Below are 12,943 nucleotides of genomic sequence, written 5' to 3' on the forward strand. Positions count from 1 at the left end.
GTCGGATCTATCCTGATGGACATCAACGAGGAGTGGGTCACCGGCAGAAGGTATTTGACCATGGAGAAGGAATGATCAGGCAAGGAGACGGGGCTCAGGCAAATTACAGAAGATCTGAGACGTTACCAATTCTAGTTTTAAGTAAGACTTTGTTGTGTGGTGCGATCTCTTTGCATTCCGCCTTATTGGTACCTCTACTGGGGAAAGGACTACCTTCCATAATCAGTTATTGTGATTAACTTCGGATTTTGCTGCAAAACAACTCTCAAATGTGAGCGTAGTTCCAACATCTGAAATCTCAGCATCGCCATCCTCCGAGAAATACGTAGAACAGAACCAGTTGTGGTAACAGGCCAACCAGAGATACTTTCGAAAGATCGCAGGATTGTCCTTAAACTCCGCCAACCGTTTCCTGATATGATCCCTATGCAGATGAAGATCAGAGATCGCTGCGGGAAAATAAGGTCCTTCAGATACAGGGAGTTTTTCACCATGGCGTTCCATCATGTCCATCATATCATCACTGAACCACCTGAGGACGTACAAATAGTTGATAAACCATGTGCCATCGGGATCGATAATGATCGTATCAGCAAAATGACAAAACGCCGGGGCATGATACCACTCTAGATATCTTAGGAGTTTTTCTTTAGCAGAACTCTCAAGGGTGATCCGGGGAAAATAGGCGCTTTTTTCAATATCTTCCGCATCCGCGAGAGCTGGACTAAACACAGTCACCTCATCGCAGTAACATCTCTCTAAAACGATACCTCCCCGAACAAAATACCCTCTTATAGCCAGTTCTAACTGATACATCGCGATCTCATCGAGTGCCCGCCCAAAATCCGGTTCACCTTCAGTTTGATTCTCCAGTTCAGAGATAAACAATAAGTTATCGGTATATACGCGCACATGACAGATACGCCTCCAGTTGAACTTGTGCCTCCTCTCTGTCATTGATTTGATACTGGAAAATGCGGATCTCAGGGCACTATGATAGTGGTTAAGCACTTCATCGAACTTGGACTCGTTTTTTTTGGCCTCAGTGAGCAATGACTTAAATCCAAGGATATCCACATGGACAATAACAGATTCTTTGCCGAAGACAGGTATGATTCCCTTTAATCCCTCAATAAAGTCTTTCTCTGGGATCCCACCCTGACATAGAGCAGACCGGAGGATGGCTCCATGGACTTTGGTTCTATTGGGAATCGTGACCACTATACTGTCATCGATATGTTTGAGGTGAAGATAGCGATCATTTCTACGCATCTCAGAATAATCAAATTCTCGCAATAAATCAAGCACCGTCTGAAGAGGTAAGTCAGGAAGCCGCGACATTAGTTACCTTCCATATTCTTCCCGAAATGCTCGATCAAAATCTCTCATCTGCTCTAAGATGCTTTTGACAGCACTGATATGCTCTCTGATCGCTTGCTTTAAATTTTCAACTGCTTCAGTCTCTGTAGAACCCACTTCTGCCATATGGGTAAGATAATCAACCGCGACAAAGCAATCGGCGTCTTTTGATATCCAGATCAGATCATTGAATACACGATCGATTGCTTCGGAGTCTGACAAACGATCCATGCTTTTCTCATCGTTCAGGGTCATAGCGCACCAGTTTTAAGCGGGTTAAACAATCCATGTTTCATCTGCACCCTCTCGATGCTACCTCTCCACAAGATCCTCTTCATATTCCATTTTTACACTCTGAATCTCAGCATCAACCCCTTGTAACGCCTCGCGAAGAACTGCCCGGAGGCTTCCCCGGGGTGCAAGGCTCAATAAACGGGAAATAGCCTCTTTTTTGCGCTCAAGGTCAGGTGAATGGTCACCCATGAACGTGATTACATCATACCGGATGTATCCACCAAATAGTCTCCTGATATCTTCCCTTTTACCAGCGGCAATCGCATCATCCAAGATCTTGAGGATAGTTCCCTCGGTTCCGGGTTGGGAGAAAAGAATAGAGCAGAGGAACAGGGCGTCATCCACCTTACCTTCACTCAGCAAGTGTTCAGCATGCTCTTCAAGGCATAACTTTCCTGACACCTGGTGTTTCAAAGATGCGATTGATCTCAATTGAACAGAGAGTTGCTCACGATATATGAGTCTCTCGTTCATAAGAGTGAACAGTTCATCAAGGATAGGCTCTAATTCAGCACACTCTTTTACGTTCATCAAGAATGAAACCCCATTCAGAGGAAGTACCTGGTAATTACGTGCATTCCGCTTCCTCTCAGTCCTTTGGCGGATAAAATCCAGAATATCCTCTTTCTCGGTGAGAATGTAATTTATTAACGTCTGAACATGATGTTCAGGACCGTTCCCAAGCGAAGAAGTAGCGATTAGTTTCTCCTTGAAGCAACTTTTGATAGACTCTTTCTGATGGCTATCCAGACGGTCTTCATTCTCTTTCAGATCGTGTAATACATACGTAGCAATAAGATCAAGGAGTTTTTCATCCATCGTCTCGTAGTAACTCAAGATATTCAGATAGGACGTTAAGCAAATCTCGTAATTCTCAAAGCGGGAGGAGAATAACCATAGATTATAGAGAAGTGTCAGGTGGATATCTCTTTCACCAGTATCGATCAGTTTGATCAGCCAACCTCTGACTCTGGCCTCATCTGGAGGATATCTTGTCATGAGCCATATAAAGCGCTCTATTCTTCTGAAGTCTACGTTTTGAAGAGCAACCAGTACTTCACCCGCAAAGGAATCTAATTGTTTGGGATCGTGAGTGCACAGCCCGAGATCAATGGCATTCTTGAATTCAATCGGCAGTTCACTCCAGGTATGCTCCCGATCGCGCAATTCGAAGAATATGCCGGGATCTTTTGCGACCCACGAGGACAATAACGACTCCAACTGGCGAAAATTTAAATTTGCGTGCTCCAAGTAGACCTGGAGTTCTTGGAGCAAAGTAGTAACAGAATTGACATCCGAGTATTTAGTTGAGAGATAACTTACGATAGATCCACAGAATTCGGTAAATGCATCTGTAAAAACTGCGAAACTGGAGTCCACATTTAAACACCAATCACGTCTCCCCTCACCTGAAGGTATCGTCTCCGGGTTGAATGAGAAGAGCAGCGGTCTTGAGTAGAACAAAAGACCATAGAGGATATACTCCGTGGAACGCGGAAACGCCTTTAAAATAGACTCAGCATCTTCCGCACCCGGAAATTTGTACTGCCACCACCCGAAGAGGAGACTCTCGATATCGCATAACATCCCATAATCAGTTTCACGCGGGACCAACTGCTCGAACTCTGCTAAAATGATCCTCCGCTCCTCTGCAATTCTCTCTGAGAGTGGACATTCCCCATCATCCCTGGACATGGAACCGATCTCCCCACAGATCTCAACGGCCTTCCTTCTTACCTGCACTGATTGATGACAAAGCATCCTCTTTAGTATCGAGATTGCGTGTTCCCGGGTTTCAAGGACAGCAGGGGTTGCTGGAAGTGGTCGTATATCCCAAGTAATCGTGTTTGGGGATGATAGATAACTCATCTCGTGAGCTGCTCTCAATGTCTCTGAGAGGGCCTTCCCAAGCGCAACGATGGAAAATTCGTTCTCCGCATCAAGCCTATTCTCCAATAAGGTCAATGTCTCACGGATCCTATCAAGTGTATTGTAGAAAGGAGAGACGGTCTCAGCGACTACGGATTCCACCGTATAATTGAAGTACCGTCCACTAGGGACATTTTTGTAGATATGCTCAAGAAGATCGAATATCTCTCCCCGTGAGAATCCAGCATGGATCAGCCGAACCACTACAGTTCCATAGGTATCCTGAGTCGGAGATAGGATACCGAGAGCATCACCATTATCCTCAGGAGGGGGAGTGTCGATATAAGTGTACATGAGGTCGATCGACTCTTCAGGAACCTGATAGCAGAACTTGGAGAGAGCCTCCAGACACTCTGTCCGGTGATAGCCCGAGAGATCTTTCGACTCTGCAATGGCTTTATTGATCCACGAGGCGAAGTAATCCTTAATGACATCCTTAATGACATCTTCTTCACAGAACCCTGAAGCCGCCTCAAGATTTGTAAGAATTTTGTCATTAAAACGTGGTTCCCAAGACTCTATCCACTCGCTCAACGCGTCAAAGTTACGGATCTGATCAATGTAGTGCGCAAGGTAGAGATCGCCCTTCATATCCGGATTGAACCTTATCGAGTAACCAACCTCCCTGAGGATGCCATTCTCTACCATCTGATCGATCTGGGCCTGCACCCTCTCTTCAGCAAGATCAAATTTCTCCCTTAGCAGCGAGAGAACAGCCCTATCGTTTCGCCTAAAAGGTCCTATCAGCGCAAGATCTGCCAGGATTTCATTAACTCTTCTTTTATCGAATTCCGGCATGAGCGATCGGGTGGTCTCAAACTCCAGATCATCAGCGAATTTTCGCCGCAGTCTTTCAACTGTAATCCCTGGGTCTCCGTTGATGATATTTCCAGCCCAGACGATAAGATAGGGATTCGGGAGCATCGAAACAATCAGTCCCTCCTTATTATGGTGTCTGCCACCGAGAACAAACCGTAACAGTTCTCTGAGGTCATCCTCGCTCCTATTTCCGATCCTTATCTCTTCAGTCAGATCTTGGCAAAACTGTTCGTTAAGAACGGTCTGGATGCCTCGTAGGCCCGCAGTTCGTGTTGTGAGGATTATCTTCACGTTCGAAGACTGATATTTTACATACGCAAAGAGTGGAGCGAACTCCTTATGCCATCTGTCTGCATCGTCAAATAGCAGGAGATATCGTCTGTCGCCATCCAACTCGCCCGGGAGGGCACTCTCCAGGTTCGGGTAACCTGGTGTTACTGAGAGTATGATATACTCTGGATGCCTTTCTTCGAGATCGAACGCGATCTGACGGAGCAGGTGTGATTTTCCAGACCCGCCTGGGGCGTGGAGAACAAGGATTTTATTGTGGTTGTCAGCCAAGAACTCCTTTACTTTATTCAGGTAGTACCCAGTCTGCTTTAACCGGGGTCCTGTATCCAGGGGCATTAAGTGCTGTTCAACGCGACTGAAGTATTCCTGCCATCGGATGAATTTCTGAATTTGCCCGCCTGTAGAGCGCTCAGCGGATCGCTGGAGTTTCTCTATCCCCACTTTGATCTCCCTGTGCTCCTCCTTTTCCTCCTTGCGCTGCAATACACGGAGACGTTCAATCGCGACAGGATTTCCTTCTCTTGCTTTTACAGAGAGAAAAGATTTGAATGCTGATTTCAGCACATTAAACAACCAACGGGCAAATTCAGGATTTCGAACTTCAGAATCCGGAATATAGCCTTCAAACGCTGCAACAAACTCTTCTTTAAGTTCAGACAGGCTCTTATCATTCTCTTCGAAGACCTGCTCTAGAATGAGTGGCACTATATCAGAAGGAAAGAACTTAGCTAGGACCGCAAGGTTGGGAGCAGGTTCTGGAGGTGTTTCAGAGCGTACCTTCTTGTCAACGAATTCCGCAAAGTCGGAGGATCTCATCCAGTCGCTGATGTCTTTCTCACGAAACGCATTCGCACCGAACTTTTTAGCCCATTCTATCAGTGCCGCAGTTATGAGGCTACCCATTATCCCCTCAATCATCCATGCCCACCATGAATGATCTATCATTATTAGAGCAGTATGAAATACGTTCGTACTCAGAATAGTCGCCCAGTGTCAACGGCGGCGCAAAAGTGTACAGATTTGGGCGGAATACAAGTGTACACCTGATCGCATAATGGTATCGAAACTCATCCTGGCAGGGTGTGGGAGAAGATCCCCTGTCTTCGTCGTTCTTTCAGCCGGTAGCTATCGCCTTTGATGTTGATCGTGGTTGAGTGGTGCAGGATCCGGTCGAGAACCGCAGCAGCGATCACATGGTCGCCGAAGATCTCACCCCCACTCCCCGTACGACTTGTTCGAGGTGAAGATCGTCGACGACTTCTCGTACCGCCGTGAGATCAGGCTGAAGAAACAGTGGGCACCTTCGCTATTGAAGGGAAGATAGCCCATTTCGTCGATGATCAGGAGATGGAACTTCGTAAGGCCTTTGATCCGCTCTTCGAGCTTATTCTCCCGGTTCGCTTTCATGAGACGCTCAATGAGACTGGATGCATTCGCATAGTAGACCCGGAATCCCTGCTTCACAGCCTCGTGGCCGAGAGCCAGGGCAAGATGCGTCTTCCCGACTCCCGGAGGCCCGAGAAACACCACGTTCTCCGCATGATGGATGAACCGTAACGAGGCGAGATCCCGGATCACCGCCGGATCGAGGGAGGGTTGGAAGTTGACATCAAAATCATCCAGCCGCTTCTCCATCGGAAACGCGGCCAACCGCATCCGGAACTCAAGGGCACGATCCTCCTTGCTCTTCACTTCCTGATCCAGAAGATAGTCGAGGACTTCAAGGGTCGATCGCTCCTCCTTTGCAGCAATCTCAAGGTAGTTGTCCAAGAGCGACTCGATCGTCGCCAACTTCAGACGTTTCAGATTATCATGGACGCGTTCATAGACCAGAGTGCTCACGATCTCACCTCGTCGGCAAACGTGTCATAGACAGAGAGTGGCCGGTGCTCTACCTGCGGAGGAGCCATCGTAAAGAGCGGCCGTGAGGCCGCTCTGGACTGCGAATTGCATCGCATGGCCTCTCCGAGAAGGCCAGAGAAGTGCTTCTTCTCCCGGATGACCCGGGCATGTCCGGGGACGACGATATGCAAACAGATGGCTTCGGTACCGACCCGGATGGTCATCTGGTCGTCGTGAAGTTCCAGAACAGCTTCCCTTCCAGCATAGCGGTAGGGCACCGAGTAGCGGTTGCCAAGATAGGAGATGTAGGCTTCACGCGAGATCTTCCGGTATTCTTCCCTCCGCAACCGGTAGGCCGGGATCGCCGTTATGGGTTTCAGATTCTCCTGGCGCAGCCGCTCAAACGGGATCTCGTTCGTCGTCCCGTGAGGCGTTGCGTTGACCCGGTTGAGCCACTGCAGGAGCTGCCGGTTCATATCGTCAAGCGAACTGAAGGTTCCTCCAAGGAGGAAATCACGTTTGACATAGCCAATGGAGTTTTCGACCTTTCCTTTAGTCTGGGGGCAGTAGGGTCTGCAGAGCCGGGGCACGAACCCATGATACCGGAAAAAGTCTTCGAACTTCGGGTTCCACTGGTGGTCGCTGGCACGGAGTGCCCGTTTGAGAATCACCGTTTTGATGTTGTCATACAGGATCTCCTCGGTGTAGCCACCGAAGTAATCGAAGGCGTGCAGGTGGCATTGAATGAGGGCGGAGACGTCGGTGGAAAGGGTGAAGACCATGTACCGCATCCGGGAATACCCGAGGATCATGCTGAAGCAGTAGACCTTGCGTACGCGACCATCTTCCTCGATCCGGCCGCACTCTCCCCAGTCTACCTGTGCCTGGACGCCGGGTTTCGTCTCATACCGGAGAACTGCCTGTACCGGTGCTTGAGGGCGGATCGTGCGGATATAGTCTTTGACGATGGTGCATTTCCCGTCAAAGCCCATATCCTGAATTTCACGGCAGATCCGGGCGGCACTCAAGGAGTATTCACAGATACGCTGCTGAATATACTCCTTGAACGGATCGAGTTTGCTCAGTCGTGTCCTGCGGGGTGCCGATGTCGGCACGGTTTGTGCAGCAAGGTATTTCCGTACCGTATTTCGGTGATACCCGGTCTTTCGTGAGATCTGGCTGATGTTCAGCCCCTGGTGATGTAAGTCTCGGATCACGAAAAATTCCTCCACAGTGAACATTGCCACGACCCTCAAGTGCGTGCGTGAGGGTTCGTAGGTGTACACTTTTAGACCGCCGATAAGTGTACAAATTTACACCGCCGATGACACCAGCAAAGGTCTGGAACGATTTAGTGTCATGCAACTCAAGCAAGAACGAACTCATAGAGTGAAAAGTACTGGATGAGAGCGTTAAATCTAGACAGGCATTTCTCAAATCATTCTTGGCAATTACGTCCATATGGTCGAAGGATAAAGAGAATTAAATGGATAAATTGAAGTGTTCCAAACTCTACTCAAAGGTTAAGCAAGGGATTGTATCGGTATGACAAAAATATTCATAGATACTAATATATTTCTAGGACTTTATGAATCAAATGAAGACACAATTGAGATTTTTAAAGATATTGAAAAAGTTAAAGATAAATCGGTCTTTCCACGTCAAGTATACGATGAGTTTCTTCGGAATCGGGATCAGAAATTACGCAGGCTAAAATCCAATATAAAAACGAACTACAAAATTGAGATACATCCAACGTCATTGGTCCGATCTTCTACAGAATATAATCAACTTGAAAAGATCAAAGAGGATTGCATTGAAATAAAAAAATCTCTAATTCAGAAAATTGAGGAAATGATCGTTGATAGTTCAAAAGACCCTATTTTCAGCCAATTCATTCAGTTGTATAATAGCGCAAGTGTCATGAAAATCGAGAGAAGTGATGCTTTAATTCAAAAGGCGTTTTTCAGGAAACTAGCTGGGAATCCACCAATAAGTTCAAAAAAAGATTCACTCGGGGATGGAATTATTTGGGAGTCACTGTTGGAACATGTTACAGACGACTTGATCCTAATTTCTCGGGATGGGGATTTTAAAGATTATTCAACATTCCTTATCGATGAATATCGAAGCAAGACAGAAAAATCTCTATTTATTGTTGAAACTCTATCTGAGGCCTTGAAATATGTTGGGGAGGAGCCTTCAGACAAATTGGTTCAATTTGAAGAAGAACAAAAAAAGCGAATCCTCTATATGGCTACCGATTTGAGCGATACTCTTGAAGGATTAAACAGTTTAGCTAGAGCAATAGATAGGTCGCATATTGCAGGCTTAAGTAGCCTAGTCGAAGAAGCAAATAAGTCATATATGGCAAGCCTAGGTAGCATAGATGAAGCAACTGAGAGATGGAACAGTTTAGCCAGAGCAATAGATTGGTCACATTTTGCAGGCTTAAGTAGCCTAGCCGAAGAAGTAAATAAGTCATATGTGGCAAGCCTAGGTAGCGTAGCTGAAACAGCTGCGAGATGGAACAGTCTAGCCAGAGCAATGGATATATCACCTTTTATGAGGCAGAGTGACATGGTTGAGAGACTACTGGATAGCCCATCTAGGAATTTAAACTACCTGTCCACAGGGTATGATTCTGAGACTAGCGAATGGCTTGAAGGAGACGTAAACGAAAATCAAGAAGAGAGTGCTCCAGACGAATCTTCTCAGAAAAAAGACTACACCATCGAAGAAACTCAAGTTGAAACTAAGGCGGATAAAGATATAGAACAATAGACTTCCAGAGTTCCGGTGGAGCTTAACCTCGTCGACATTCTTTGAATCTCCGATTCCAGCGATAGTGTTGACGAGGGTTTATCCTCATCGTCGCATCTGCAAAATAAAGTAGTAAAGTCAATCTTGATTGGATGTAGTTTTTGGAGCCAGTCCTCGGGCGTTAAACTCTAAAATTGCTGATTATATCGTGCGAGGTTGTTCAATAGCATACTGTTCCGGCGACATACCATTAAATACTCCTCAGAGGTACCCGATCCTAACGAGTGACGCTATTGACGCTTTGGGAAAATTTCAGACCAGAAATCGGGATCCGCGGGAAGCATTCGAAGCGTTATGCAATCAGTTGTTTGAACGCTGGTGCATGCGCGAGTACCGCGATACGGTCCACCAAATCCATATTGTCAACGGAGCCGAGGGAGATGGAGGTGTCGAAGCATACGCAATAAGTGAGAGCACCTATCGGGAGGGGTTTCTAACACCTCTAGCATTCAGAAACCCCTAAACCGCCCCACCGCCATAAACTCTTCATGCGCTACATCGTCACCGGCGGGGCCGGCTTCATCGGCTCAAACCTTGCAGACACCTTAGCACAGCACCACGACGTCGTCATCATCGATAACCTCGCCACCGGCCGGCGGGAAAACATCGAGCACCTCCTGGACCACCCCCGGGTGACCTTCATCGAGGGGAGCATCACTGACCTCGACCTCCTCATGGAGGTCTTCCCGGGCGCGGACGGCATCTTCCACCAGGCGGCGATCCCCTCGGTGCCGCGGTCGGTGAAGAACCCGCTCGCCTCGAACGAGGCGAACGTGACCGGCACCGTGAGCGTGCTTGTGGCGGCGAAAGACTGCGGGGTGCCCGCCGTCGTCGCCGCTTCATCCTCCTCGGTCTACGGCGACACCCCGGGAGGACCAGGGCCATGGCTTGCCCCGCTCGACGCTGACGGCGCAGTGGTGGTTCCGGGTCCGGCAGCGGGGATCTCGCCGTAGTTAAGGAGCGATGGTGTCGTAGGAGAGTCTGGAGAAGATGGGATAGTTAAAGGAGGGGCATGCGCGGACTGAAAGTAAACAGGGGCGCGAAGGCTGCCTTTACGTAAGGGATGGTGGAGTGTGCGACCGCCACATGCCGGCTGTCCGCAATTGTCCGCATGCTACTATCTGGATCGGGGGCGGATTCTTCGGTTTTTGGCAGTTACGCTACAGGATATGGATTTTATACTGCTTCCTTCAGTCCCGGTTTTGTCCGCAATTGTCCGCAATTGTCCGCAATGACCGGAATGAAGGGTTGAGTAGATATTTCCGCAGCCTCCCCTCCCGCTTCACAATAATTATGCCCATCTCAGCAAGGGTAGATAGATCACGCCGGGCTGTCCGCGTGGTGCATCCGTAGACGTCTCCGTACATCTCTGTCGATATGGACTGATGCGACTTGAGGTATTCTATAACTCCACGCTGCCGTTCGTTGAGCAATTCCGGATCTTCCAGAAGCGTGTTGAGCGTTGAACGCCTGAAGGTGACGACGAAATCACTGCCGGTCTCCTTAAACTGTGGGTCCGCGAGGCCATCTCGTTTGCATGCGGCGATCATACTGAGCGTACCTGAACCCCACTGCTCAATATACCCGGCAAGGAACAGGAGCCTCGCGATGGTCTTGTTTCGCGGGCGCGAGGCATGTTCGACTCTTAGAAGATCCACCGTGACACCGTCCGGTAGTTCACCCGGGCTCCAGATCTGCACCCTGTTATCGAAGATCCTGATCTGGACATTGCCTGATGTGGTGTAGTCACGATGGCAGACAGCATTGATCACCGCTTCCCGCAGGGCATCGGGCGGATATTCCCAGTGTTCCTCCCGCTGCATCTTTCCCGGAGTAACCCATGCGGCTTTCTGGACAGTTTCTTCGATGAACCGGCCGGCATCCTCGATGACCTGATCTATCCTGCCACGCAAGACGCTCATGTTAAGGTAGGTGCTTGATATCTCTTCACCTTTGAACCTGGCGCAACGGACTTCCGACTGGATGAAAAACCGTTGCGGGTCTTTCCCGAAGAACAGCATAGCTGCATTGGTCGGCACCCCTCCGCTGAGCACGCCAAGTTTATCCAGCGCCTTCCCGACAGGTATGGTTGGATCGCCATCAAATCTCCGCGCCCACTGCGCCCGCTCAAGGAACGCCCTGACCGAAGCGGCATCGATATCATCGAGTTCTCCGCCCCTGCAAGGCTGATCATCCCAGGGGACAGCATAATCATTGAGGATCATCCGTTTCAGTTCGTCCGGAGGCATGACACGGTTCTCGGTCCCAACCCGTATGTACGCGATGCCATCAAGGAAGTACGGCTTGTTCGTCCCCTCTGGGACTGCGATGATTATCAGGGACTTCCCCAGTTCTTCCAGAACACGGATATCCGGCGAGGTTTCCGGCTTTATCCGGGAGGTGATCTGCTGTGAGAGTTTGCGGAGCGAATGGTCAGTGGGATCAACACCTACAACGGCTCCGGAATTCATCCTGCCAAACGAAATGATGCCCCCATGGTGGTTGAGAAACCCGCAGATCGACTTGAGCGCCGGTTCGATGAGGGAGAGGGATTTTTTGAACTCTACCGTGTCGGATTCGTGGATGACCATGCGATCGCCGCCCCACTATAATCATTCTTTTCAGTAACGTCAACTACCCCGCCATTTCGGACGGAAACTTCCCGGGCATCATCCCCCTCCTCAGCGGGAGCGAGTCTGGAGGTTCGAGCGGCGCGTTGTGCGCCTGCAGTTGCGAACTGTTTGATATTGATCGCGATGTTGATGTCCCGGTCGTGGACGGTGCCACGGTCCGGGCAGGTTCGCTTTCTAGGTAGACAAAACGGGAGTGCCCGATCAGTTTGGCGATCAAAATTTTCTGATCTCCAGTCGGGTGCAGTATCCCGCAGCATACGATAGAGTCATGTGAGACCCCCTCTGATATGAAGGTAGGCCGTGCGGGGTTAACATGAACCCGAAGAGGAGGCGCTGCTCTCATCCCCCGGCGTGCGCCGGGGGTCTTCCCGCTCGATGCCCGTCCGTGAGCCCGCGGAGAAAAAAAACCTGTCAATTCTAACTCTAACAGGCAGCCCGGAGAGGTAGACCAGGGGATCCTTTCCTCAGGTACTCGAATGCTCATCCTCCGGGCCTGTACCAGAACCCAGGCGGACCGGAATCCCGGTTCGATTCAGAAAGCGCTAAACCAGTCCCCGCCATAGATTCTTCATGCGCTATATCGTCACCGGCGGGGCCGGCTTCATCGGCTCAAACCTTGCAGACACCTTAGCACAGCACCACGACGTCGTCATCATCGACAACCTCGCCACCGGCCGGCGGGTGAACATCGAGCACCTCCTCGACCACCCCCGGGTGACGTTCGTCGAGGGGAGCATCACCGACCTCGACCTGCTCATGGATACGTTCCCCGGCGCGGCCGGCATCTTCGGCGGCCATCCCGTCCGTGCCCCGGTCGGTGAAGGATCCCCTCGCCTCGAACGAGGCGAACGTGACCGGCACGCTCGACGTGCTCGTCGCGGCGAAGGACTGCGGGGTGCCGGCCGTGGTTGGCGCCTCCTCGGTCTACGGCGACACCCCGGCTCCGGGGTCAT

9 protein-coding genes and 2 pseudogenes are annotated in these 12,943 nt (G+C 49.7%); 4 read left to right on the top strand and 7 right to left on the bottom strand.

What is annotated here, in order from left to right:
• Positions 1-222 precede the first annotated feature (222 nt).
• From FKB36_RS13245 to istA, 6 genes are all read right to left on the bottom strand, one after another.
• On the bottom strand, positions 223-1,341 hold the full coding sequence (locus tag FKB36_RS13245; RefSeq protein WP_261598565.1) for a hypothetical protein: 1,119 nt from the start codon (positions 1,339-1,341) through the stop codon (positions 223-225).
• Positions 1,342-1,344: 3 nt separating this feature from the next.
• On the bottom strand, positions 1,345-1,614 hold the full coding sequence (locus FKB36_RS13250; RefSeq protein WP_261598566.1) for a hypothetical protein: 270 nt from the start codon (positions 1,612-1,614) through the stop codon (positions 1,345-1,347).
• 57 nt (positions 1,615-1,671) lie between these two features.
• Positions 1,672-5,610 carry a P-loop NTPase gene (locus FKB36_RS13255; protein ID WP_261598567.1) on the bottom strand — a complete coding sequence of 1,313 codons (3,939 nt, stop codon included), beginning with the start codon at positions 5,608-5,610 and terminating at the stop codon, positions 1,672-1,674.
• Positions 5,611-5,759: 149 nt separating this feature from the next.
• Positions 5,760-5,885, bottom strand: a complete 126-nt coding sequence (locus FKB36_RS13350; RefSeq protein ID WP_315901844.1) for an ATP-binding protein — start codon at positions 5,883-5,885, stop codon at positions 5,760-5,762.
• A gap of 16 nt (positions 5,886-5,901) precedes the next feature.
• Positions 5,902-6,534: an IS21-like element helper ATPase IstB gene (gene istB, locus FKB36_RS13260; RefSeq protein WP_315901845.1), complete on the bottom strand. Its 633-nt coding sequence runs from the start codon at positions 6,532-6,534 to the stop codon at positions 5,902-5,904.
• Positions 6,531-7,775, bottom strand: a complete 1,245-nt coding sequence (gene istA / locus FKB36_RS13265) for an IS21 family transposase (RefSeq protein WP_261598568.1) — start codon at positions 7,773-7,775, stop codon at positions 6,531-6,533. The genes istB and istA overlap by 4 nt, the downstream gene beginning before the upstream one ends.
• 304 nt (positions 7,776-8,079) lie before the next feature.
• On the opposite strand from istA, the gene FKB36_RS13270 reads away from it, so the two are divergent.
• Both FKB36_RS13270 and FKB36_RS13275 read left to right on the top strand, forming a co-directional pair.
• Positions 8,080-9,318 carry a PIN domain-containing protein gene (locus FKB36_RS13270; protein ID WP_261598569.1) on the top strand — a complete coding sequence of 413 codons (1,239 nt, stop codon included), beginning with the start codon at positions 8,080-8,082 and terminating at the stop codon, positions 9,316-9,318.
• 527 nt (positions 9,319-9,845) lie between these two features.
• Entirely contained in the window at positions 9,846-10,310 is a 465-nt protein-coding gene (locus FKB36_RS13275; RefSeq protein WP_261598570.1) for an NAD-dependent epimerase/dehydratase family protein, read from the top strand.
• Positions 10,311-10,547: 237 nt separating this feature from the next.
• On the opposite strand, the gene FKB36_RS13280 is transcribed toward FKB36_RS13275, so the two are convergent.
• The gene (locus FKB36_RS13280) at positions 10,548-11,948 is read right to left on the bottom strand and encodes an ATP-binding protein (protein ID WP_261598571.1); all 1,401 of its coding nucleotides are present in this window, start codon (positions 11,946-11,948) and stop codon (positions 10,548-10,550) included.
• Between the two features lie 612 nt (positions 11,949-12,560).
• On the opposite strand from FKB36_RS13280, the pseudogene FKB36_RS13355 reads away from it, so the two are divergent.
• Positions 12,561-12,698: pseudogene (locus FKB36_RS13355) on the top strand (NAD-dependent epimerase/dehydratase family protein); the annotation flags it as partial.
• Positions 12,699-12,840: 142 nt separating this feature from the next.
• Positions 12,841-12,943, top strand: a pseudogene (locus FKB36_RS13360) (GDP-mannose 4,6-dehydratase); the annotation flags it as partial.

It is taken from the genome of Methanoculleus formosensis, from assembly GCF_025384765.1.
In the GTDB taxonomy this organism is placed as follows: domain Archaea; phylum Halobacteriota; class Methanomicrobia; order Methanomicrobiales; family Methanoculleaceae; genus Methanoculleus; species Methanoculleus formosensis.